General features: G+C 52.2%; 18 protein-coding genes, 1 pseudogene and 1 other annotated feature. Of the genes and pseudogenes, 13 read left to right on the top strand and 6 right to left on the bottom strand.

Annotation, left to right across the window (positions count from 1 at the left end; genetic code table 11):
- The 5 genes from C2I18_RS08735 (at position 1) to C2I18_RS08715 (ending at position 5,813) form a co-directional block, all read left to right on the top strand.
- Entirely contained in the window at positions 1 to 1,299 is a 1,299-nt protein-coding gene (locus C2I18_RS08735; RefSeq protein ID WP_249900842.1) for an extracellular solute-binding protein, read from the top strand.
- Positions 1,300 to 1,485: 186 nt separating this feature from the next.
- Positions 1,486 to 2,901, top strand: a complete 1,416-nt coding sequence (locus tag C2I18_RS08730; protein ID WP_249900841.1) for an ABC transporter substrate-binding protein — start codon at positions 1,486 to 1,488, stop codon at positions 2,899 to 2,901.
- Positions 2,902 to 2,965: 64 nt separating this feature from the next.
- Complete coding sequence (locus C2I18_RS08725; RefSeq protein WP_249900840.1) at positions 2,966 to 3,937, top strand: carbohydrate ABC transporter permease; 972 nt, start codon at positions 2,966 to 2,968, stop codon at positions 3,935 to 3,937.
- 3 nt (positions 3,938 to 3,940) lie between these two features.
- Positions 3,941 to 4,795: a carbohydrate ABC transporter permease gene (locus tag C2I18_RS08720; RefSeq protein WP_249900839.1), complete on the top strand. Its 855-nt coding sequence runs from the start codon at positions 3,941 to 3,943 to the stop codon at positions 4,793 to 4,795.
- 52 nt (positions 4,796 to 4,847) lie between these two features.
- On the top strand, positions 4,848 to 5,813 hold the full coding sequence (locus tag C2I18_RS08715) for a glycoside hydrolase family 43 protein (protein ID WP_249900838.1): 966 nt from the start codon (positions 4,848 to 4,850) through the stop codon (positions 5,811 to 5,813).
- Positions 5,814 to 5,911: 98 nt separating this feature from the next.
- Here the strand turns inward: C2I18_RS08715 and C2I18_RS08710 are convergent, their stop codons facing one another.
- Both C2I18_RS08710 and C2I18_RS08705 read right to left on the bottom strand, forming a co-directional pair.
- Positions 5,912 to 6,979: an LLM class flavin-dependent oxidoreductase gene (locus tag C2I18_RS08710; protein WP_249900837.1), complete on the bottom strand. Its 1,068-nt coding sequence runs from the start codon at positions 6,977 to 6,979 to the stop codon at positions 5,912 to 5,914.
- Positions 6,980 to 8,059: 1,080 nt separating this feature from the next.
- Positions 8,060 to 8,227, bottom strand: a pseudogene (locus C2I18_RS08705) (oxalate decarboxylase); the annotation flags it as partial.
- Positions 8,228 to 8,535: 308 nt separating this feature from the next.
- Between C2I18_RS08705 and C2I18_RS08700 the strand changes: the two are divergent.
- From C2I18_RS08700 to C2I18_RS08690, 3 genes are all read left to right on the top strand, one after another.
- Positions 8,536 to 10,092, top strand: a complete 1,557-nt coding sequence (locus C2I18_RS08700; RefSeq protein WP_249900836.1) for a tetratricopeptide repeat protein — start codon at positions 8,536 to 8,538, stop codon at positions 10,090 to 10,092.
- A 63-nt stretch (positions 10,093 to 10,155) separates the two neighbouring features.
- Positions 10,156 to 10,416: a binding site (T-box leader), on the top strand.
- A gap of 66 nt (positions 10,417 to 10,482) precedes the next feature.
- Entirely contained in the window at positions 10,483 to 12,165 is a 1,683-nt protein-coding gene (locus C2I18_RS08695) for a glutamine--tRNA ligase/YqeY domain fusion protein (protein ID WP_249900835.1), read from the top strand.
- Positions 12,166 to 12,438: 273 nt separating this feature from the next.
- Positions 12,439 to 13,719: an Nramp family divalent metal transporter gene (locus tag C2I18_RS08690; protein ID WP_249902051.1), complete on the top strand. Its 1,281-nt coding sequence runs from the start codon at positions 12,439 to 12,441 to the stop codon at positions 13,717 to 13,719.
- Positions 13,720 to 14,236: 517 nt separating this feature from the next.
- Here C2I18_RS08690 and C2I18_RS08685 read toward each other — a convergent pair.
- The 3 genes from C2I18_RS08685 to C2I18_RS08675 form a co-directional block, all read right to left on the bottom strand.
- Positions 14,237 to 15,550, bottom strand: coding sequence for an ABC transporter substrate-binding protein (locus tag C2I18_RS08685; protein WP_249900834.1), 1,314 nt, complete (start codon positions 15,548 to 15,550; stop codon positions 14,237 to 14,239).
- 107 nt (positions 15,551 to 15,657) lie between these two features.
- Positions 15,658 to 16,494, bottom strand: a complete 837-nt coding sequence (locus C2I18_RS08680) for a carbohydrate ABC transporter permease (protein ID WP_249900833.1) — start codon at positions 16,492 to 16,494, stop codon at positions 15,658 to 15,660.
- Entirely contained in the window at positions 16,494 to 17,381 is an 888-nt protein-coding gene (locus C2I18_RS08675) for a carbohydrate ABC transporter permease (protein WP_249900832.1), read from the bottom strand. The genes C2I18_RS08680 and C2I18_RS08675 overlap by 1 nt, the downstream gene beginning before the upstream one ends.
- A 118-nt stretch (positions 17,382 to 17,499) precedes the next feature.
- On the opposite strand from C2I18_RS08675, the gene C2I18_RS08670 reads away from it, so the two are divergent.
- Positions 17,500 to 19,320 carry a sensor histidine kinase gene (locus C2I18_RS08670; RefSeq protein WP_249900831.1) on the top strand — a complete coding sequence of 607 codons (1,821 nt, stop codon included), beginning with the start codon at positions 17,500 to 17,502 and terminating at the stop codon, positions 19,318 to 19,320.
- A gap of 51 nt (positions 19,321 to 19,371) precedes the next feature.
- Complete coding sequence (locus tag C2I18_RS08665) at positions 19,372 to 20,943, top strand: response regulator (RefSeq protein WP_249900830.1); 1,572 nt, start codon at positions 19,372 to 19,374, stop codon at positions 20,941 to 20,943.
- Positions 20,944 to 21,008: 65 nt separating this feature from the next.
- Here the strand turns inward: C2I18_RS08665 and C2I18_RS08660 are convergent, their stop codons facing one another.
- Entirely contained in the window at positions 21,009 to 22,151 is a 1,143-nt protein-coding gene (locus C2I18_RS08660; protein ID WP_249900829.1) for an N-acetylmuramoyl-L-alanine amidase family protein, read from the bottom strand.
- Positions 22,152 to 22,325: 174 nt separating this feature from the next.
- Here C2I18_RS08660 and C2I18_RS08655 point away from each other — a divergent pair, with 174 nt between their 5' ends.
- The 3 genes from C2I18_RS08655 (at position 22,326) to C2I18_RS08645 (ending at position 24,658) form a co-directional block, all read left to right on the top strand.
- Entirely contained in the window at positions 22,326 to 23,327 is a 1,002-nt protein-coding gene (locus tag C2I18_RS08655; protein WP_249900828.1) for a TIR domain-containing protein, read from the top strand.
- 4 nt (positions 23,328 to 23,331) lie between these two features.
- Positions 23,332 to 23,571 carry a hypothetical protein gene (locus tag C2I18_RS08650; RefSeq protein WP_249900827.1) on the top strand — a complete coding sequence of 80 codons (240 nt, stop codon included), beginning with the start codon at positions 23,332 to 23,334 and terminating at the stop codon, positions 23,569 to 23,571.
- A gap of 808 nt (positions 23,572 to 24,379) precedes the next feature.
- Positions 24,380 to 24,658 (top strand): hypothetical protein, encoded by a 279-nt coding sequence (locus tag C2I18_RS08645; RefSeq protein WP_249900825.1) that lies wholly within the window; start codon positions 24,380 to 24,382, stop codon positions 24,656 to 24,658.
- The last annotated feature ends 27 nt before the right edge of the window (positions 24,659 to 24,685 follow it).

Below are 24,685 nucleotides of genomic sequence, written 5' to 3'. Positions count from 1 at the left end.
ATGAGACTAACTGGTGTTCTGCTTCTGGTCATGCTGCTGATCGTCACCGGCTGCGGCGGGAACGGGCAGAATATAGGGGACAATATGAACAGGGGCGGCGATAAGGTCACCCTGAAAATCATGCATTTATGGCCGGACAGCAGCCGTTCTGCGCAGAACAAAATGGTTAAAGACATTATCAGCGAGTTTGAAAAAGCCAATCCCGATATTATCATTAAGACAGAGGCGCTTGAAACCGAGCAGTACAAGAGCAAGCTTACCGTGCTTGCCGCATCCAATGATCTGCCTGATATCGGTTTTACCTGGGCAGCCGGGTTTATGGATCCCTATGTCAAAGGCAATAAGTTTGCCGGCATGGATGATCTGTTGCAGGGGGAGCTGAACGGGAAGTTTGTAGCCGGTACTACGGAAGCCTATTCTTTTGACGGAAAAACCTATGCTCTCCCGGTGGAGCTGAATATTGTACCTGTCTACTACAACAAGGAAATATTTGCGAAATACGGTTTGCAGCCTCCCCGGACCCTGGGTGAGCTTAAAATAATCGTCCGCAAGCTGAACGAAAACGGTGTGACTCCTGTTACCCTCGGCGGCAAGGAAGGCTGGCCGTCTTCCTTCTGGTACATGTACCTGGCCGACCGTATCGGCGGGCCGGATCTGATGGATAAAGCCGTGGCCAACCAGGACTTTACGGACCCCTCCCTGCTTGAGGCTGCCAGAGCAGTGCAGGAGCTGGTAAATCTCAACACATTCACCAAAGGCTATAACGGGATATCCAATGAGGAGGCCAAGCTCCAGTTCATAAGCGGGGAATCCGCCATGTTTGCAACGGGGACCTGGGAGCTGCCTGACTATACGACAACTGCGGGGGTACCCCAGGAATTTAAGGACAAGATCGGCTATTTCAAATTCCCGGCTGTTGCAGGCGGCAAAGGGAATGTGGATGACTGGGTAGGCGGCCCGGGGACCGGCCTGTTCGTATCCCGGAATTCTGCGCATCCCCTGGAAGCCAAGCAGTTCGTAAGCTTTTTTATCCGGAAGTGGGGAGAGCAATCGGTGGTGGATGCGGGCGTAATCCCGGCTACCAAAGTAGATACTGCATCCATCAAGCTGCCGCAGCTGTTTATTGATCTGCTGGATGAATTGAATAAAGCCCATAAAGTAACGCTTTACCTGGATACCCAAATGAAGCCGGGGGCTTCCAGCACACATATTAATCAGGTGCAGGCGCTGTTCGGTAAAGCGGTAACTCCGGAGGATTTCATCAAGAAGCAGGATGAGGCGCTGAAAGCAGATAAATAGATTACAGCTCATCAGGACACCGGGGGAGGATTCCCCTGGTGTTTTTTTACGCCCTAAATGCAGCCGAATCCAAAAATAGTGGAAGTTTTCCCAATCGCAGGTTCCTTATGGAAGGGGGACATCAGCTATATAATTATGTATGCGGTTACATAAAACCGAAGGCTTAAACAAAAGGGGAGGCAAAGTATGAAAAGCATGAAACGTGTTCTGGTAGGGCTCTCTACACTGCTCGTAATGTCATCTGCGCTCACAGCCTGCAGCGGCAACAACAATTCAAATTCCAATTCAGCGAACGGGGGCTCCGCTCCGGCAGCATCAGCCAATGCAGCGGAGACTACTCCGGCCAAGGGGAACGGGGAGAAGGTAACCCTCAATCTCTGGAGCTTCACGGACGAAATTCCGAACATGACCAAAAAGTATCTGGAAACCCATCCTGAAGCCAATGTGGAATTCAAAACTACGGTTATTGCGACTACCGATGGTGCCTATCAGCCTGCGCTGGACCAGGCCCTTGCGGCCGGCGGAAAAGATGCTCCGGATATTTTTGCGGCTGAAGCGGCGTTTGTCCTCAAATATACGCAGGGAGATGCTTCCGGTTATGCGGCTAACTATGCAGATCTGGGCCTTGACGATCAGATGGTTAAGGATGCGGGCATTGCCCAGTATTCCATTGATATCGGCAGCAAAGACGGCCAGCTGAAAGGGCTCGGCTATCAGGCGACAGGCGGGGCTTTCATCTACCGCCGCTCCATTGCCAAAGATGTTTTTGGAACAGATGATCCGGCTGCCATCAAAGCTGAAGTCGGACCCGGCTGGGAGAAATTCTACGAAGCCGCGGCGAAGCTGAAAGCCAAAGGATACGGAATCGTGTCCGGAGACGGCGATATCTGGCATGCCATTGAAAACAGTTCTGAAAAAGGCTGGATTGTTGACGGCAAGCTGCATATCGATCCGAAGCGTGAAGAGTTCCTTGATCTCTCCAAAAAGCTGAAGGATAACGGCTATCATAATGATACACAAGACTGGACGGAAGCATGGTACGCTGATATGTCCGGCGCCGGCGCGCAACCGGTCTTCGGTTTCTTTGGTCCTGCCTGGCTGATCAACTATACAATGAGCGGGCAAGTCAAAGACACGAATGGTGACTGGGCCGTTACTGAACCGCCGACTGGCTTCTTCTGGGGCGGCACCTGGCTGCTTGCCAACCAGGACGTGACCAAAGACGATGCCAAAAAACAAGCTGCTGCAGACTTTATCAAATGGGTAACACTCGATTCTTCGGAAACCGGACTCCAGTATTTCTGGGCTAACGGAACGATGAAAGAGGGCGAGCAAGGCACGAAGGACAGTGTGGCTTCCTCTGTTGTCATGTCGAAGTCCAATGGCGAAGTTCCGCTGCTCGGCGGGCAAAATATGTTCGATGTATTTGTACCGGCTAACGCCAACGCTTCCGGTAAGAACCTGACACAGTACGATGAAACCATTAACAAGTTATGGCGCGACCAGGTCCGTGAGTATACTGCCGGCAACAAGGACCGCGACAAAGCGATTGAAACCTTCAAGCAGCAGGTCAAAGACCAGCTGGGTATCGACAGCGAATAAAAAGAAGAAAGTGAAGGGGCGGGGAGTGATCCCGTCCCTTCCTATCCACTAAAGGGGTGAAATCATGCGCCGCAAAGGTGTGAACTACGCAAAATACGGCTATATCTTTACGTTTCCGTTTGTCCTGGCCTTTCTGATTTTTTCGTTATATCCCATTTTGTATACCGCAGTTATCGGGTTCACTGATATGCAGGGGTTAATACCCAAGCCGATTCATATTCTGGATAACCCTTTTCAGAATTTCAAAGACCTGCTCTTTGACAACGTCTCCTTCAGAAAGTCCCTGATTAACACCGGACTGCTCTGGATTGTCAACTTCATTCCTCAGATTGCTCTTGCGCTTCTGCTGACCGCCTGGTTCACGAACAAGCGCCTCAACATAAAGGGACAGGGAGCATTCAAGGTTCTGCTCTACATGCCCAATATCATCACTGCAGGTACAATCGCTGTACTTTTCAGTACCCTGTTCGCCTATCCGATGGGTCCTATGAACAGCATTGTTGAAATGATGGGCTGGTCCGATGCTCCGATTTTTTTCCTTCAGGATAAGACGACAGCGCGGGGAATTGTGGCGTTCATCCAGTTCTGGATGTGGTACGGCAACACGATGATCATTCTGGTCGCAGGCGTTATGGGGATTAACCCCGCACTTTTTGAGTCTGCAGCAATTGATGGTGCGAACGGCTTCCAGACCTTTTTCCGGATTACGCTGCCGAGTCTGCGGACGATTCTGCTGTTCACGCTCATTACATCAATGATTGGCGGTCTGACGATGTTCGATATCCCTCAGCTGTTCCTGGCGGGCGGACCGGATGACTCTACGCTTACTACATCGATGTTCATTTACGGGCAGGCCTTTAAGGGAAGCTATATGTATAACCGCGCTGCCGCAGCGAGCATGATTATGTTCGTCATTGCAGCAGTACTGTCCAGTGTGGTGTTCTATTTAATGCGTGACCGCGACGCCGGGAAGCTGAAAAAAGCGGAGAAAAACTATAGAAAAGCTGCCAAAGCATCAGCTGCCAGGGAGGTGTAGAACATGAATCCGAGTCCTAAAGGTGAAACCGTTACCCGTAGAGTCAACAAGACCATTATCTATATCGTCTGCATCTTTTTGGCGGTGCTCAGTATCCTCCCGTTCTGGATCATGTTTGTCAACGCTACCCGCTCTACAGCTGAAATCCAAAGCGGGCTCTCCCTGCTCCCGTCCACTCATATGATGGATAACTTGCGGGTGCTGCTCGACAAGAGCTTTGATCCCATACAGGGGTTCCTGAATTCGTTCATTATCTCTGCTTCTGCAACCGTCTTAACGGTATACTTCTCCTCATTGTCGGCCTACGGGCTGGTTACTTATGACTGGAAGCTGCGCAAGCCGTTTTTTACCTTTATCTTGTGTGTGATGATGATTCCTTCCCAGGCAAGCGCTATCGGGTTCTATCAGTTTATGTATAAAATCCATTGGACCAACAGCTTCCTTCCGCTGATTCTGCCTGCCATTGCAGCACCGGCTGTGGTGTTCTTCATGCGCCAGTACCTGCTCGCGACCCTGTCCCTTGAGATTGTGGAGGCGGCGCGCGTGGACGGGTCAGGTGAATTCAAGACCTTTAACCGGATTATTCTTCCGCTGATGATGCCGGCTGTGGCAACACAGGCTATCTTTGCCTTTGTAGCGAACTGGAACAATCTGTTCATGCCGCTGATCCTGCTCACACAGAAGGAAAAATACACGATGCCCGTAATGGTCAGCCTGCTGCGCGGCGATATTTACAAGACGGAGTTTGGCTCGATTTACATGGGGCTGGCTCTGACGGCGTTACCTCTGTTTGTGGTATATTTCCTGTTATCCAGATACATTATCGCGGGCGTAGCGCTGGGTGGCGTTAAGGAGTAAGGCTTCATTCCCAATGAATGATTTGAATTTTAATGAAGAGGAGAATCCTGTTATGGCAGCAATGAATGAGCCGTTAATTACCGAACTGTACACAGCCGACCCTTCAGCTCATGTGTTTGAGGGCAAGCTGTATATTTACCCGTCCCATGATATCGATCATGACGGGCCTACGAACGATAACGGTGACCAGTATGCAATGGAAGATTATCATGTGTTGTCTATGGAGGGTCCGGAGTCACCTTGTGTGGATCATGGGCTGGCGCTTCATCTCCGGGACGTGCCCTGGGCTTCGAAGCAAATGTGGGCGCCGGATGCGGCGTACCGGAAGGGGAGCTATTACTTGTTTTTCCCTGCCCGTGACAAAGAGGGGATTTTCCGCATAGGCGTGGCTGTATCTGATTCTCCCGCCGGCCCTTTTAAAGCCCAGGAGAACTATATTGAGGGGAGCTTCAGCATCGATCCCGCCGTATTTATTGATGAGGATGACAGGGCCTACATGTATTTCGGCGGCTTATGGGGAGGCCAACTGGAAAAGTGGGGGACTGGGAATTACCAGCCTGATCCGGCGGAAAAAGAACCGGGTGAACCTGCTTACGGCCCCCGGGTGGCGGAGCTGAGTGACGACCTGCTGTCCTTCAAATCACAGCCTGAGGAGATCAGCATCATCGATGAAGAAGGGAATCCCATTCTTGCAGGGGATGAGGACAGACGTTATTTTGAAGGTCCGTGGATGCACAAGTATCAGGGGAAATACTATCTCTCGTATTCCACCGGTACGACCCATAAGATTGTCTATGCGGTAAGCGATAAGCCCTGCGGACCTTTTGTCTATCAGGGTGTGATCCTGAATCCGGTGGTTGGCTGGACCACCCATCATTCCATTGTTGAATTTAACGGGAAATGGTATTTGTTCTACCATGACGCATCCTTGTCAGGCGGTGTGGACCACAAGCGGAGTATCAAGTTTACGGAGCTCCATTATGAAGAGGACGGCAGAATCCGGTCTGTGACCTTTTAATGTTTGTTCTATAAAAAGAGCCATGTTGACCGTTCCTCAACATGGCTCTTTATTTTATTGGTTGCGGCTATTAATCGGCCGCTGTTGTCATGAAAGGCTCAGATTCCGCTTTGAGCCAGCTCCTTGTGAACAATTGGTGCCACCTTGGTACCAAGCAGCTCGATTGCACGAAGTACCTCGCGGTGCGGCATGGTGCCGACATTGACGTGGAGGAAGAAGCGGGTAACGCCCAGGTTTTTACGCAGGAGAATGATCTTCTCCGCTACATATTCGGCATCCCCGACATACAGTGCGCCTCTCAGGCTGCGGGCATCATCATAGGTTGCCTTGTTATACGGCTGGCTCCAGCCCCGTTCACGCCCGATCACATTCATTTGTGCCTGGGTGGAAGGGTAGAAGAGGGCGGCAGCCTGTTCGGTCGTTTCCCCTACAAAGCCGTGGGAATGCGTAGCAATCTGCAGCTTGTCAGGATTGTGGCCTGCCTTTGCGGCCGCTTCCTTATAGAGATTGACCAGCGGTGCAAACCGTTCAGGCATTCCGCCGATGATCGCGAAGGCGATCGGAAGTCCCAGTACGCCTGCACGGATCGCCGATTCCGGATTTCCGCCGCTGGCAATCCATACCGGGAGCGGGTCCTGGACCGCACGGGGATATACCGCCAGATTATTAATGGCCGGACGATGGCCGCCGCGCCAGGTGACCTTCTCCGAGGCTCTGATCTTCAACAGCAGCTCCAGATTTTCTTCGAACAATTCGTCATAATCCTCCAGGCTGTAGCCGAACAGGGGGAAGGATTCGATAAAAGAACCCCGGCCCGCCATAATCTCAGCCCGTCCATTTGAAATGCCGTCCAGCGTGGCAAAGTCCTGATAGACGCGGACCGGATCGTCAGAAGACAATACGGTCACGGCGCTTGTCAGCCGGATATGCTTCGTCATAGCGGCAGCTGCGGCCAGCACAACAGCAGGGGCGCTGCCGGCATAGTCGGCACGGTGATGCTCGCCGATCCCGTATACGTCCAGCCCGGCCTGGTCGGCCAGTACAATTTCCTCCACCGCTTCACGCAGTCTTTCGGCATGGCTCATCGTTTGACCCGTTACCGGGTCAGGTGTTGTCTCCAAAAATGTGCTGATTCCTATTTCCATCTTTTTTTCCGGTTGGCCCATTTTAGTCCGCCTCCTTCTTCATGAGAATAGTTTACTATACTTTTTAATGTTTCTCAACTTTAGTAAGTGAAAATAAAATAGTCAAGTTAGACTGTGATCCATTTGCTCAGTGGCTTGGCCGAAGTGTTGTTCATGCGGCCATCCGCTGCTCTAACGGACCGTAGTTCCGTTATCTTCAGTAATTCAGCCTTTTTGGCAGGCTAACGGACCGTAGTTCCGTTATTTCCTCACTTTGCCGCAGATTTGGGCTCAATGTCAGGAAATAACGCCCGCTGGGTCCGTTAGCCTTACAGAGCCCTGATTTTTTGGTTAATAACGGATCCTGGGTCCGTTACAGCCTTACACTATAGTCTCACACTATGCCATTGCACTTTACTATCACACTACGCCATCGTCTTACGCCACCACACCACGCAATCGCACCCACGCCACCATACTACGTCATCACATCACGCCACCACACTACGCCGCCATACTACGCAACCACACTACGCCATCACACTACGCCGCCATACTACGCAACCACACTACGCCATCACACTACGCCGCCATACTACGCAACCACACTACGCCATCACACTACGTCATCACACCACGCCATCGCATTCATTTTACTTTACACCCGTGCTGCTCGCCAAAGCACCGTTTACATCTATATAGTCTCTATAGCTTGCTTCGCTCAAGCGCCTGCTGTCTCAGGCCTGTCCTGGAAAATAGTTTGCCGGAGCAGTTCCTGACGTATGATGCCCAAAAGCTGCTGCTGCCCGCTGCCATCCATCAAAAGTTCCGAGCGTTAGGCCGGACGGAGTAGGGCAGGCGATCCCGTTTATACCGCACAAAAAGCCAAAACGCAACCGGATCACTCCGGCTGCGCTTGGCTTCATACTGTTACTTTCCTTTTTTGACGGCCAGCTGAATAATCATGATAACAAGAACGAGCAGTGCAATGAGCTGATCTGTACTCATCTGAGTCCGACCTCCAATCCCGTGCAAGGATGGCTCTTCGGACCTTTTCTCCTCTCCAAGAAGCTGCTTCGTTCCCCTAATTTACACTATGAATAAACCAACGCCATTAGTACTTCAGGGGATAAAATATTCCGTATATCCATAACCGGGATATTTCAATACAGGCCATTTTACTTTGTGCAGTGCGTCTATAAGCAGCTCCGAACCGGCGCTCAGGTTGCCGCTGACGAGCTCTTCAGGGGTGAGTGCCATCCATTGGTTTAGAGAGACGTCGGCGAACCGGCTGGGGTGCGAACATATCGGGGTTCTCCCGGTCCCGCATAAAATCACGGGGTCCAAGAGCCACATTGCCCGCATCGTCGCTTTGTATCGGCTGAGGAAACCTGCCTGTTTCTGTCTGCTTCCTGTTCATTTGAGGCCATCGGGATGCCCCTTTCCCTGTATTTGCCGTAAATCTTCAATGAGGATATATATGCGGAAAACTCACTTTTATGATGAGCAAGAGATGGAATGTGCGGACACAGGCTATAATATTGGATATAATCAATGTTATTGATCACCAAGAATTGTAGAGAGCAGGTTAAAAGAACATGACGAACAGCGGACAACAACGCTACCGCTTCAGTGAAGCCCCGATTTGGGATCTGCAGCGCGCTTATTATGAAGAGGCGGGGATGCAGGCATGGAATAATGACCAGGTCCCGCAGTATATTACGAGTAATCCGATGGTCGGGACTGGCTATGCCGAGATCATCTTCGGCTATCTGCAGGACCGGGCGGCCAAAGGCGGGACCGACGAGCCGGTATACATCCTGGAATTGGGTGCAGGTGCGGGACGCCTTGCCTTTCATGTGCTTCATCAGCTGTGCCGGCTGATTGAATATGCGGGCCTGACACTGCCGCCGTTCAAATATGTAATGAGTGATCTGCCCCTTAAAAATATCACCGGCTGGCAGCAGCATCCCGGTCTCATCCCTTATGTGGAGCAGGGGCTGCTCGACTTTGCACGCTTTGATGCCGTGGCGGACACCGAGCTGCATCTGACAGAGAGCGGAACGGTAATACGGCCGGGCGGGCTGAAGCAGCCGCTGCTGGTCATCGCCAATTATTTCTTTGACAGCATCCAGCAGGAGCTGCTGTATGTGGATGAAGGCAAAATCTATGAGTGTGAGGTATCGCTGACATATCCCGAACAAGCTGACACCATGGGAACCTCTGAGGTGCTGAGGGATCTTGTTCCGGAATATTATTACCGCCGTGCTGCGGAATACGAGGATAGATCTTACCCGTATCACGAAGTGATCGCATATTATCAGGAAAAGATGGAGGATGCGCACATCCTTTTTCCGGCAGCAGCGCTGCATTGCATGGAGCGGCTGGATTCGCTCTCTGAAGGCGGATTTCTGCTGCTGACCGCCGACAAAGGCGACCACCGGCTGGAGAACTGGGGATTTGCCGAGCCGCCGAAGCTGATGCATCACGGCAGCATTTCCCTGACGGCCAACTATCATGCCATGCAGTTTTATTTTGAACAAAAGGGTGCGCTCTCGCTGTTCACTCCCCATCACTATGTGAATCTGAATGTCGGTCTGATTCTCAAGGTAGAAGATCCGGCAGGACATGCCCAGACCCGACTGGCCTACCGGAGGAATGTCGAGCGCTTCGGACCGGATGATTTCTTCAGCTTGAAGCTGTGGGTGGACCAGAACTACGATTCGGTGAATCTGCAGCAGCTTCTGGCTTTCTGGCGCCTGGGCGGTTACGATGCCGAGATGCTTATTCAAAGTGCGGAGCGGATTTCCGCCCTGCTGCCGGAGGCAAATGAAGAAGAGTTGCTGGATCTTCAGCATGGTATAAGGGTCATGTGGGCAGGATACTATCCGATGCCGCAGAGATATGATCTGGCGCTGGACTGCGGACTGCTGCTGTTCGAGATGGAGCAGTACAAGGATGCCCTCTGGTATCTGGAACAGTCGCTGGAGGCGGCTGAAGAGGAGCCGGTGGTTACTGTACTGTACTGTCTGGCCATTTGCAGCTATGAGCTTGAGGATGACGCTGCGGCGCTGGAATACACACGCAGGGCACTGGTTCTGGAACCGGAGCACGAGGAAGCACTGGATCTGCTGGCTGCGCTCAGCAAGGGCTGACAGTTAAGGGCTAAGCATAGGCTTTACAAATTGTGTAATCTTAAGGTATTCTAATCAAAATAATGAAACGCGATGATGAGAAGAGTAGACCTGCCGTTCCCTCACAGAGAGCCCCGGATGCTGAAAAGGGGCAGGGAAGGACAGGTTGAACCAAGCCTCTGAGCGGTACACCGGAACCGGTAATCCCTGGGATGGTGCAACAGGTGCTCCTGTTACAGAGCTAGAGTATAAGCCTTGCGTTCGCGCAGAGGCCGTACTTGATGAGATTAATATGGCGACATATTGATGAACCTGGGGTGGTACCGCGAGAATCTCGTCCCCAAGACAGATGTCTTGGAGGTGGGGTTCTTTTTTTATTTGCGGTTACCACATAAACAGGAGGAATTTGAAATGAGCGATATAAACGGTGCGGCACCGGAAAATTATATGGAGAAGCTGATCCGCGAAGATGTGGAGCATGGCGTGTACGGCAGGGAAATCTGTACAAGGTTCCCGCCGGAGCCTAACGGGTATCTTCATATCGGCAGTGCTTTTGCCATCCATACGAACTGTGACATGGCCCGGAAATTTAACGGCAGGTTCCATCTGCGCTTCGATGATACCAATCCCCTCAAAGAAGATATGGAATATGTGCGGGCAATTATTGAAGATATCAATTGGCTCGGCTGCAGTCCGGGGGAACATGTATATTACGGCTCCGACTATTCCGGACAGATCTATAACAGCGCAGTGTCCCTGATCCGTAAAGGTAAAGCTTATGTCTGTGACCTGTCACCGGAAGAGGTTACGGCGTACCGCGGCACCTTGACCGAACCGGGAACCGACAGCCCGTACCGCGGGCGTACTGTTGATGAGAATCTGCGCTTGTTCAGCGGGATGAAGAACGGAGAGTATCCTGCCGGAGCCAAAGTGCTGCGGGCCAAAATCGACATGGGCTCACCGAACATCAACCTGCGGGACCCTGTGCTGTACCGGATTATCCATGCAGAACACTACCGGACGGGGGATACCTGGTGCATCTACCCGATGTATGATTTTGCCCATCCGATTCAGGATGCCATTGAAGGCGTGACCCATTCCCTGTGCTCGCTGGAATTCAAGGATCACCGTCCGCTCTACGAATGGGTGCTGAATGAACTGGGAGTGCCGGAAGCACCGAAGCAGCGGGAGTTTGGCCGGGTAAATCTGACGGGAGTCGTCACCAGCAAAAGATATCTGCGCCAGCTGGTTGCCGGGAACTACGTCGACGGCTGGGATGACCCGAGACTGCCAACATTGCGCGGACTGCGCAGAAGAGGTTTTACGCCGGAGAGTATCGGAAGGTTTGTCCGGGAGATCGGAATGGTCCGCAATCAGACAATGGTTGATTTCTCCCTGCTGGAGCACTGTCTGAGACAAGACCTTAAAGCAAACGCGCCAAGCATAATGGCCGTGCTGGACCCCCTCAAGGTAGTAATCACCAATTACCCTGAAGGAGCCTCTGAACTGCTCGAAATTGATAACAACAGTGAGAACAAAGAGCTGGGTACCCGAAGGGTTCCGTTCGCGGGAGCCGTCTACATTGAGCGGGAGGATTTCATGGAGGAGCCTTCCCCGGGCTTCCACAGGCTAACACCAGGCGGCGAGGTGCGGCTTAAAGGCGCTTATTTTATTACATGCCATGAAGTAATTAAGGATGAAGCAACCGGCGAGATCACCGAGCTGCACTGCACATATGATCCGGAAACGAAGAGCGGCAGCGGGTTTACCGGACGCAAGGTCAAAGGCACACTGCACTGGGTACCGGCTGCAGAAGCGGTTGCAGCTGAGGTCCGTCTCTATGATAAGCTGTTAAAGGATCACGAGGGGCCTGCTGACGATACAGCGTCATGGGGAGAGGTCATCAACCCGGAATCTGTCACCATCCTGGAAAAATGTCTGCTGGAGCCCTGCGTGCAGGCTGCCAAGCCGGAGGATAAATTTCAATTCATGCGCCACGGTTATTTCTGTGTGGACAACAAGCTGTCCAATGAACAGAAGCTGGTGTTCAACAGAATTGTTCCGCTGAAGGATTCGTGGAAAGCTAATAAGTAGAAGCTGAAAGGGCGAGAGTCAGGAATACCTGGCCTCGCTTTTTTTTTTACGTATCAGAAAGCAGAGGTGTGGTACGGATATTTGGTGATTGCCGGATGCCGAATGGAGTTAAAGATAGATATGGTTTCCATGAGAGTAACCATGAAAATTACATTTACTTTTTTCAAGGAGAGGAATATAATAAATTCAGGTTAAAAGTTGCACATGGGAAACTTTGATGTGTAGGGACAACTTTTACAGCAAGAGGAGGTTTTTCAAGTGGCAGAACACACTATAGGGGAAGCGCCCCAAACTATAAATCATGCCAGGAACACAACGTCGGCACAGGCTGTATTAAACGGGGAAGTGAAGGGGCTGAAGAGACTGCTGCCCTTCCTGGGACCGGCTTTTATCGCTTCAGTGGCCTATCTGGATCCCGGGAATTTTGCGACAAATATTACGGCAGGCTCGAAATATGGATATCTGCTGTTATGGGTCATCTTTGCCTCCAATCTGATGGCCGTACTCATCCAGTCGTTGTCCGCCAAGCTCGGCATTGCCACAGGCAAGAACCTGCCGGAAGTAGCACGGGAGCGGTTCTCGAAGAAAACTTCGATTTTTCTGTGGATACAGAGTGAACTGGTCATTATTGCTACCGATTTAGCGGAATTTATCGGGGCAGCCCTCGGGCTGTATCTGTTATTCGGGATTCCGATGCTGCCCGCCGCACTGATTACAGCTGCCGGATCATTCGCTATTCTGGAGCTGCAGCGGCGCGGTTACCGTACGCTTGAGGCCGGAATTGCCGCGATGGTCATGGTTGTTGTGCTGGCCTTTACGTTTCAGGTAATTATGGCGAAGCCGGATGCAGGGGCGGTGGTGACCGGAATTTTTACGCCGCAGTTCCAGGGTGTGGACAGCATTCTGCTGGCGGCAGGAATTCTCGGGGCAACCGTTATGCCGCATGCCATTTATTTGCACTCCTCACTGACCCAGAGCCGGGTGGTGGGACAGGATGATAAAGAGAAAAAACAGATTTTTAAGCTGGAAATGATCGATATCGTTATTGCGATGCTGATTGCCGGTGCGGTGAATATGGCGATGGTTATCGTGTCTGCTGCCTTGTTCTTTAAGAACGGGCTTGTGGTTGAGGATCTGGATGTTGCCTTTGAGCAGTTCCGCCAGCTGGCCGGACCGGTTACTGCCATTTCCTTCGGGCTGGGCCTCCTGATTGCCGGACTGTCGAGCTCTTCGGTCGGAACCATGGCCGGTGACGTCGTGATGCAGGGCTTCATTAACCGGAGAATCAATCTCTATCTGCGCCGGGCCATTACAATCATTCCGCCGCTGGCGATCATTGCCTTCGGCATTAACCCGACCACTGCACTGGTGATGAGCCAGGTTGTTTTATCGTTCGGGATTGCCTTTGCCCTCATTCCGCTGGTGATCTTCACCAGCAACCGCCAGATCATGAACGGGCTGGTCAATCACCGGATAACCACCATTCTCGGCTGGATGATCTCTGCGCTGGTGGTGTCGCTGAATCTGTTCCTGATTGTGGAGATGTTTGTGTAATATGACTGCGGTGCCTGGAGAATAGCTAGAGTGACTAAACGATGTATCGTGGCAAAAGAGCGGTAATGCAGCTTGGATAGGTAACGTGGCAAAAGAACAGTTAATGTGACTGAGGGAGCTAATGCGACCATGATTCGAGCTCCTAAATGGAAAAAGTCCCGCTATTTCTTCGTTATGAGCAAAATAAGTTGATTTAGTCGGAAAAAGTCCATCTAATACCTGTAAATATACCGGAAAAGCGCCGTACTGGCCAAAGTAAGTGGATACATTCCAATAAGGTACGCTAATGTTCAATATTGATCGAGATTAGTTGGACAAATTCCATCTAAGACAATGAATTGTAAGCTGCTGTATGGAATGAATTATAGATTATTGATTCATAATCCAGGTATCGGCTAATGAGTTGGAGTTCTGCCGCGCAATGTGCTATAGAACACAGGCCAGCTTTATTACCATCCCATTTGCCGGAATACTTAAAAGGGACCCTCCTCCCAAGGACGGTCCCTTTTCACATGAGCTACTGCTTCACAATATCCTGCACAGCCTTGTCGAGCTTCTCCAGGAGCTGATCACGGCCGATCTGGCCGCCGAGGTATTCCTGCATGGCTGCGCCGAAGCCCTGGGTTACACCGTCCGGGAACATATCCCAGTTCCAGCCCAGTGCCGTAGCAGCCTTTTCCTGAACGGCAACCGCCACTTGGCCGATGTCTTCTGCCGCAGCTTCAATGTCCGTTTCCGCCGGGATGAATTTGAATTCCTTTGTGATATACTGCTTGCCGGTTTCTGAAGTCACGAGCCAGTTCAGGAAGGCCTTCGCTTCCTCCGGATGCTCGGATTTGCTGTTCACAATATAGTTGTTTGGTACGCCTACAAGAATTGTACCTTCCTCATCGCTGATCGGGAGGGGGAGCAGGCCGAGATTCAGCGCAGGATCGATTTTGTCGATATCGCCTTGTGTCCAGTTGCCCTGGAGCATCATTGCCGCTTTGCCGGAGGCAAATTCAGCGACCTGGGTGGCATAGTCTGTTGTCATCTTGTTATCCTGTGCATTGTCAAAAATAACGTCTACCAGATCAAGCCACTGTTCGAACACTGCATTGCCTTTGATCGTTGCCGTTCCTGCTTTGACATCTTCGATAAATTTCTTCGGATCCGGCTGATGGGCGAGCCCGACGTTGACGAGGTGAATTCCCATCGACCACCATTCATTGGTAGCTTCAAACGGCGTGATACCGGCAGCTTTGAGCTTGGCGGCGGCGTCCTTCAGCTGGGTCAGTGTTTTCGGTTCTTCCGTAATGCCTGCCTGGGCGAACAGATCTTTGTTATAAATGAGGCCGTAGCCTTCGACATTCATCGGCATGCCGTACAGCTTGCCGTCTACAGTGGCCGGAGCTTTGGAGGTAGGGATCAGATTGGCAGCCCAGGGTTCATCCGAGAGATCAGTGGCACGGTCCATATAAGGGACGAGCGCGGTATATCCGCCGTTATTGAAAATTTCCGGTTCGGAGCCCGAGGCGATTTCCGCTTTGAGCAGTGCACCGTAATCTTCACCGCCGCCATGGGTTTCCACTTCAACCTTGACGCCGGTTTCCTTCTCATATTCTTCGGCCAAGACATTGAGCTGCTCGGCAATCTCCACTTTGAACTGGAACATCTTGATCGTCACGTCTTTGGCAGGAGCGGCGGTCGCTTCAGCCGTGTTTTCGGTTGGCGTATTACCGCTATTGGCAGCGGTTCCATTGCTTGCGGAATTAGTATTGCCGCCGTTGCCGCAACCTGCGATAATAAGTGTGCAAACGGTTGCCAAAAGGAATGCGGATTTTCTTTTCATAATATAACCTCCCTGATCTGTATTCTTTGCAACTTGATACTAATGCATCTGAGCGGACACTTACACTTAATATTTTGCCTGAAAAAGTGGATATTGTTGCAAACGCTTTATCCCTTGATGGAGCCTGTAGTAACCCCTTCGACAATATAACGCTGCAGCAGCAGAAAGAACAGGAGGATCGGCGTAATGGCCATCACCAGGCCTGCCAGGGCAAGATCCCACTTTTTGGTGTACTGGCCGAAGAACTTGGTCACAGCAACAGGCAGCGTAGTCAGATCCTTGTTGCCCCCGATGACCAGCACCGGCAGCAGATAGTCATTCCAGATCCAGAGTGTATTGAGAATGATCACGGTTACGATGATCGGCAGCAGCAGCGGGAAAACAATTTTGAAGAAGACGCCGTATGGATTGGAGCCGTCCACCCGGGCAGCCTCTTCCAGCTCAAACGGTACGGTTTTGATAAATCCGTGGAACAGGAAGACCGACAGCGGCATTCCAAAGCCGAGATAGCAGGCCACGATCCCGTACAGCTCGCCGCGCAGCTCCAGAATACTCGTTACCCGCACCAGCTGCAGCATCAGCGACTGGAAAGGGATGATCATCGCAGAGACGAGCAGCAGAAATACAAAAGCATTGAAGCGCGAAGGCTTTCTGACAATCTGGTAGGCGGCCGTGGAGCTGAACAGGACAATGAAAATGACGCTCAGCAGCGTAATCAGCAGCGAGTTCCAGAAGGCCTGCGGAAAATCGATAGCTTCCCACACCTTCGAATAGTTACTCCACTGAAACACCTGCGGGAAGGAGGCGGCATCAATCAGAATCTCTTTCAGTCCCTTGACGGAATTGCTTAGCACCAGATAGAACGGTGACAGGAACACGAGCGCCAGCAGAATGGCGATGATCTCCAGCATAAAGTTGCGGGGGCGGTATCTGCTGCTGTTCATTACGCGGACACCTCTTTTCGTTTGGTGATCCATACCTGGGTGACTGTAATCAGTGAGACCGCGGCGAAGAAGAGCAGGGCTTTGGCCGTACCTAATCCGTAACGGTTGTTGATCAGCGCTTCGGCATAAATGTTGTAAGCGAGCGACTGTGTTGACGTGCCCGGGCCGCCTTTGGTCAGCGACAGGTTAAGGTCGAACATTTTGAAGGCATTGGAGGTCGTCAGGAACAGGCAGATCGTGATGGCCGGCATGATTAAAGGTACATAGACGCTTTTGAACAGCTGCGGCGCGCGTGCCCCGTCAATCCGGGCGGCTTCAACGAGATCCTTCGGAATGCCGGCCAGTGCTGCGATATAAATAACCATCATATAACCGGCCGTCTGCCAGACGAACACGATAACCAGGCCCCAGAACCCGGTACCCGGCGTACCCAGCCAAGGCAGCTGGAAGAAGGAAATCCCGGTAAGCTCGCCGACCGTCGCGAAGCCCTTGGTGAAGATGAACTGCCAGATGTATCCCAGCAGAATACCTCCAATGACGTTTGGCATAAAAAATACAGTGCGCAGCAGCTTCTTGGTCTTCAGTGTGGTCATCAGCATAAAAGCGAGCAGAAGCGCCAGCACATTGGCGGCAATGACGGAGATAACCGTGAAGCGCAGCGTAAAGAGCAGCGAATCCCAGAACTTGTCGTCACTCAGAATCCGTCTCCAGTTGGCGGCGCCTGTCCAGACCGCTTTGTCCAGATCCAGCCCGTTCCAGTCGGTTGAAGAATAATAAAAGCCGAGAATAAAGGGTGTAACCACAATGGTCAGGAAAAAGAGCAGGCAGGGCCCAAGGAACACAATTTGCTGTCCCCAGCCATTTTGCAGGCGTAGAGCTTTTCTCATATGGAGTCTCCTTTGTATAGTTTTCTGGCGGTTCACCCCTTCATTATAGGAACAGCTTACCTTTGCCAACACTCAATTTGATGATTATAAAAGTGGATTATATTGCAGGAGGCCCAGCATGTTCAGAAACAGCATCCGCACCCGGCTTATGGCACTTGTGCTTTTGGCCTCGGTGATTCCGTCCGGAATATCCGTTACCTTCTCGTATTTTTACACCAGGCAGTCGGTGACCGAGCAGTCCGAAAAGCAGAACACAAAGCTCCTGACGCTCGGAGAGTCTAATCTCGGCAGCTACTTTGATACCATGAACCAGCGGGCCATGTCGATGTACAGCGGAATTAATGTGCCCGGCTCGTTCTATACCACCCTGCTTACCGCCAAAAGTCCCGATAATATCCCTGCTGACACAAGTCTGCCCGATAACCGGGCGGTCATATCGACGCAGCTGTTTAACCTGTTGCTGTCCGACCGGAATACCTATCAGATTCATTTGTATGTCCGGGCTGCACAGCAGTCCAATCTGCTGCACGGCGGAATTTTCCGCCGTGAAACCAATAACAGTTATGTTCCGGCGGTCAATCCTGACGGCTCGGGCCGGCCGTTTATCGAAGTTACGCATATGGATCATCAGTATGGCGTGAAATCCCGTTTTCCCAACCTTAAATCAGGCACGGTGCCGGTTTTTACCGCACATTTTCCGGTATACCGGGCGCCCAGCAGTGAGGTTCTGGCTGATTTGTCGTTTGATTTCCGCCTGTCTGAGCTGGAGGGGATCATGAAATCTGTATACAATGCGGATACGGAGCATCTCTATGTGCTGAATGAACAAGGCCAGGCGTTATTCGCTTCAGATCCGGAGTGGATCGGCAAGCCGGTCACGGCAGGCTGGAGCCGGCTTCCGGCAGGGCAGGACAGCGGGCATTACACCTGGAAAAAGGACGGATTCAACGGAATTGTGATGTTCCAGCGGATAGAGGAGCCGCTGTTCAAAGGCAGCATCATCAAGCTGATTCCCTACGAAGAGCTGTATGGCGATGCGCGGGTCATTACCCGGTTCAATGCCGTCATCGGCGTAATCTTTCTGATTCTTGGCGGAATCACGGCGGTGCTGATTTCCATCGGATTCACAAGACCGATCAAGAAGCTGATATCCTTCACCCAGAAGGTGCAGATCGGCCAGCTTGACGCCCATGTCGATGCCGAACGGGAGGATGAATTCGGCCTGCTGACCCGCAAAATCACCGGGATGACCCGGACGATCAATGAGCTGATTGTCCAGGAATACCGCCTGGAGCTGGCCAACAAAACGAACCAGTTAAAAGCGCTGCAGGCCCAGGTTAACCCGCATTTCCTGTACAATGCGCTGCAGTCCATCGCCAGCCTGTCCTTGCGGTATAACGCGCCGAAGATCTATGAGCTCATCTATTCGCTGGGCAGTATGATGCGTTATTCGATGAATACGGAACGGGCTGCCGTGCCGCTCAGGGATGAGCTGGAGCATGTGCGGAATTACGTCATTCTGCAAACCGAGCGGTTCGGGGAGGAGAATCTGCGGCTGGATATTGACGCAGAGGAGGCTGCGCTGGGGATTATCGTACCAAAGATGATTTTGCAGCCGATTGTCGAGAATATTTTCAAACACGGCTTTGCGGATGGGATTCATGAAGCAGTCATCTCTATAAGCTGCGCCCTGGATCTGCAGGGCTGCCTTAACCTCACCGTTCAGGACAACGGCAAAGGGCTTTCACCTGAGCGGCTGGAGGAAGTTACGGCCGGTCTGCAGAGCAGCGGCAGAACGGGGCGGGAGGAAATCGGGCTGATCAATGTACTGGCCCGGCTGCAGCTGCAAATGAACAGCGGAGCGCAGCTGCAGCTGTGCAGTGAAGAGGGGGCGGGACTCACGGTTACACTGCGGATTCCGCTGTCTCCGGGAGAGTAAGCAGCATATAGCTTGAAGAACTATTACAACACGGATGGAGGGGCATGGCCGATGAAAGTGCTGATTGTAGATGATGAAAAGCCTGTGCGGGAAGCCATCCGCTATTTTGTCCCCTGGGACAAATATCAGATCTCTGAGGTGTACGAGGCGACCAACGGACAGGAAGCGACCGCAATTATGCAGGAGCAGCAGCCGGCCGTAGTGTTTACGGATATGCGGATGCCGCTGATGGACGGAGCACAGCTGCTGGAGTGGCTGCATGCCCATTATCCGAATACGAAAACCATCGTGATCAGCGGTTATCAGGATTTCAAATATGTTAAGCCTGCGATTGTATACGGAGGCACGGATTATCTGCTGAAGCCGCTGAACAGCAGGCAGCTGATTGAAGCTGCCGAGCATGCCTTTGAATTGTGGCTGGCAGAAGAGGAGGAGCGCAGGCTGGTCCGCCGCCAGACTATGCAGCTGAACGTGCTCCGTCCGCTTTACTGGGACAAGGTACTCTCGGATCTACTCTCCGGACAAGGAGCGTTCCTGGAAGTAAAGCCGGCCTTATGCGGAGAACTGGCGATGCCGGAGAACGCGTCAGTCTGCCGCATTGCTGTTATTTCCCTGCAGGGTGCGCACTGCCGCCTGCTGGAGCGGCTGCATGGCGATGCCGGACTGGCTTCCTTTGTGCTGGCGAATGTCTGCAACGAGCTGCTCTCCCCCGGAAGCCAAGGCTTTGCCTTCCGGAGCTGGCAGGCCGGAGCTGAAGTCGTGATGCTGTTCTGGGCGGAAGGAGTCCAGGAAGCGGAGGACCTCCTGCGCCGTATTAACGAATCCATGCTGCTCACTTACGGCATTCAGATGGACATCGGCCTAAGCCTGGCGCAGCCTTTGCCGGAAGGGCTGCAGACCGCTTTCCTGCAGGCCCGTGAGGCGCTGAACGGGCGTAATCTCCTGCAGAAGGAGGAGAGAATCCACCGCTATAAGGAGCTTGCACCGGAGAAGGGACCCGGGGAGGAATTTGCCGCAGAACCGCTGCTTGAAAAGCTGCGGCTGGCTGTGCTGTCAGGCGATGATGACAAAATGGAACAGGCTGCCGGTGAATGGGCAGGAGGGCTTGCCGGAATGTCTGTACTTACGGAGAGCCGGATGCAGCGCCTGCAGGAGGAGATTCTTGTTGTGCTTACCCGCTGGAGACCGGAGGCTGAGCCTGCGCTTACGCTGTGTTACGACAGGGAAGGGCTGTTCTCTGCGGAAGACTGGGGCAATCAGCTTAAGGCGCTGCTGCTGCAGCTGTCCCGGGGCAATCCTCAGACGCCGGACGCCAGGCTGGTACAGGAAATCAGGGAGTATCTTAATCAGAACTATGCCAGTGACATGACCCTGCAGCATATTGCCGAACGCTTTTTTATCAGCAGGGAGAATGTGTCACGGAAGTTCAAAGGGGTCACTGGGGAGAATCTGTCCGATTATTTGACCGGACTCCGGGTAGACAAAGCCAAGGCGCTGCTGCAGCATACGAATCTGCGCCTGTCGCAGATCGCGGAGCTGGTCGGCTATGAGGATGAGAAATATTTCAGCAGGGTATTCAAAAAAGCCACCGGCCAGACGCCGCGGGAATACCGCAGGCAGTAAGGCAGGTGGCGGCGAAACAGACCGGCCGGCAATCTGCACAAGCGGGCAGCCGGGTCTGTTGCTCTTTAGCCTCCGAAGTAATCGGCCAGCCCGTCGGCGATTGCTTTGGCTGCTTTTTTCTGATAACTGGACGTGCGGACGATGGATTCATCTGAAGGATTACTGAGAAAGCCCAGCTCGACCAGTACGGCAGGGAGCCTGTTCTCCCGCAGGATATGATAATTGCCGTAAGACAAGCCGTTGCTGCGCAGACCGATGCCCTGGCCGAGCCGGTTCTCAATGGACCGGGCCAGCCGCAAGTCATCCGATTCGGAGTAGAAGAAGGTCAATGTGCCGGACACCTTCTTCGGTGACGAATTGTAATGGACGCTGACAAAAGCATCCGCAGACAGGGAATGGCCAATCTGGACTCTCCGGGCGAGGGTCGGCTTCTGATTTCCGCGGGTCCGGGTCATTTCCACACGGGCTCCTTTGGCTGTCAGGTAATCGCGTACATAAAATGACGTCTGCAGTGTAAGGTCCTTCTCCATGGTCGTATAAGTGGTTCCGACCATGCCGGGATCGCTGCCGCCATGCCCCGGATCAATGACAATCAGCTTGCCGCGGATACTGCCGGAAGGTTTGGCGCTTACATTCCGGATGCTGCCGCTGCTTCTGCTGCCTCCCGCGGTGATATACTGGCCGGAGACCCAGCCGGTTTCTCCGCCCGCAGTGCGGATCCGTGCCCAGTCGCTCTGGCGGCTTAACACTGTTACGGAATCTCCGGCTTTCAGTGACCCTATCACGTTGTAACCCGTTCCCGGTCCTCCCCTGATGCGCAGGGAATTGGCGGTTACAGTTGCTGTACCGCTGCTGCTTGCACTAACCCGGGCTGATGCTTGTACCACAGTGCCTGCTCCTGAGTTGCTGCCGGAACCGCTGCCTGTGCCGCTGACCCTCTTCAGATAATAGCCGGCCACCCAGCCGGATACGGAGCCTGCTTTGACCTTCATCCAGCCGTGCTGCTCATCGGTTACAGTGACAACCGCCCCGTTTTTTAAGGACCCGACAATTGCGGCGCTTTCCGCCGGTTCACTGCGCACATTCAGTGAGCTCGCGTACACTTTTGCAGAATATGCTGAGGCGGCGTCCACCGGTTTTGCAGCAAAAACTACGCCGGATGTCAACATACTGGCTGCCAGCACTGCAATATGTATTATTTTGTTCATACCAGACCTCGTTTCCCCCATAATATATTCTATTACCCTTTTCTTCGGCAGGAGAACAGGATTTGGTTAAAAATTTAGATGATTTCGGATGATTTTGTTTCAGGATAGAACCTCTGTTCCAAAGCGGCAATGACCTGTATAATTGTTCCATATCGGGAGATAAGGAGTGCCGCCGTGACCAGACCAAAATTGTTTATCGGATCTTCCAGAGAATCCATTCGTTATGCCCGGGCCATACATGAGCAGCTGAAGCGTGAGGCCCAGGTCCATCCCTGGTATGCCGACGCGTTCCGCGCCAATGAATACACGATGGAAGCGCTTGAGCGGCATCTCGATGAGAGTGATTTTGCCGTATTTGTGTTTTCTCCGGATGATGTAGCCAGGATCAGAGGGAAATATTATTATGTAACCCGGGACAATACGCAGTTTGAAATGGGATTGTTCTGGGCCAGGCTGCGGAGAAGCCGTGTCTTCTGTCTGCTGCCGGACCGGGTGTCACCCCGGAGTGACTTAATCCCCGGACAAAATATTGAGGAGTACCACTTGCTGTCCGATCTGTCAGGACTGACACCGCTGGAATATGAATGGGAACATGATAATCCGGTGGCTGCCGTCGATGTCAGCTGCGGGAAGATCATCGACCGCATTCATGAGCAGGGGAGCTATCCTGATCCGCATAAGGAACTGGAGCAGCTGAAGCAGGAGATTAAGCGGAGAGAAAGCATCCTTCACTTCTTTTGGCAATATAATAGCAATGTGGCCGGACCTGAACCTGCAGAGAAATATCAGGCGCTCAGCGAGGCCGTCCGTAATTCTTTCCTGCTGCCGGCAGGCTTCCGGGTAAGCGGCGCGGCATTGTGGCGGGCCAGCAATAATGAAGGTCTGGCACAGGTAGGAGGAAATGTGGGGCGCGGGCATTTTTATCCCTTTTCTGTTAACGGGCAATCCGGAAATAGACCCGGCGTGCTGGATGCATTTTTAAACAAGGAATGGACCTTTTTCCAGCGTACGGAAGTTGCGGAGGTCTATATCCTATGCTATCCTTTAGGTGAGCAGCATGTCCTGTCGGTTCATTTTTCCGGCAATGACGGACTGTCTGCAGAGGATCTTACGGCAGTTGTATCGCATAACCGCGATTTATTCCGTACCGCCAATCATTTAGTGGGAGGGGACTAAGAGCATGAAGAATATGAAGGGGATCGTCAGTCTTTCAAGTGCTGTCCGCCGCTCTGCAGGAGGGAACGGAAGCAGCTCCGGCCGTCCGGGCCGCCCCAGAAGCGCGTCTGGAGGCAGCCGCCCCGTGAAGCCTGCGGCCTCGCCGCATAATGTTTTTATTGCACCTTCACCCGAAGGCGGAGATGTTGAATACAAGAAGCTGATCAGCGGGAAGGTTGATAATAACAAGCCTTCGTTCGCCTGAATAATACAGGGGGTCCCGGCCGGGGCCCCCTTTTATTATGGCTTTAGCCAGTTGTGTGCGTGAAATGTGCGAAACAAAAACCACCCGCTGTGCGGGTGGGGGGAACGGGGAACGGGGAACCACTAAGACCTGTCCGATAGAAAGTGAGAGTTTCAGGCTCGAACGATAGAACGGATCATACATGGCCAGCAGTAACTGAAGCACAGTAATTCCCTTCGCCGCGTCCCAATGTACTCGATTTTTCGTGTATAATGTGCGACTTTCCCTTCGCCGCGTCCCAATGTACTCGGTTTTTCGCGTATAATGTGCTAATATCCTTCGCCGCGTCCCAATGTACTCGTTTTTTCGTGTATAATGTGCTAATTTCCCCTCGCCGTGTCCCAATGTACTCGGTTTTTCGTGTATAATGTGCTAATTTCCTTCGCCGCGTCCCAATGTACTCGATTTTTCGTGTATAATCGGTGCGACTTTCCCCTCGCCGCGTCCCAATGTACTCGGTTTTTCGTGTACAATGTGCGACTTTCCCTTTGCCGCGTCCCAATGTACTCGGTTTTTCGTGTACAATGTGCTAATTTCCCCTCGCCGCGCCCCAATGTACTCGGTTTTTCGTGTATAATGTGCGACTTTCCTCTCGCAGCGTCCCAATGTACTCGGTTTTTCGTGTATAATGTGCTAATTTCCTTCGCCGCGTCCCAATGTACTCGATTTTTCGCATACACTGGTCTCGTTTCCGCTGTAAGTGGGCAAAAGGGGGCTGAATTTTACCGCCAGTTATAAACTTCAATTGAGAGCCTGGGAGGAGAGCACAGTGGATCCCCGATTAACTTTGGATATAGTTCGGAGCATTGCCAAAGCGTATAAGAGAAAATATAAGTTATCAGGTGATATTTCAGATCATTTGGAGCGCTCCATACAATTCTATGGTGAATTCGATAACATGAATGGTCCGGTCTGGTTAGTCAGAGTAAGTGTAGCACCCGATGACTTTTTTGCAGAAAATGAATTTACAATGGTTATTTCAGATACAGAAGCAGCGGTCAAATATATGATCGATCCCAATGGTCATGTCCATAGTCCTCATTTATGAATAACGCTGAGCGAAAAAAACAGATCA

Source organism: Paenibacillus sp. PK3_47, from assembly GCF_023520895.1.
Taxonomy (GTDB): Bacteria; Bacillota; Bacilli; order Paenibacillales; family Paenibacillaceae; genus Paenibacillus_AQ.
The sequence above is the reverse complement of the archived record's forward strand: the minus strand, read 5'-3'. Positions and strand labels throughout refer to the sequence as shown.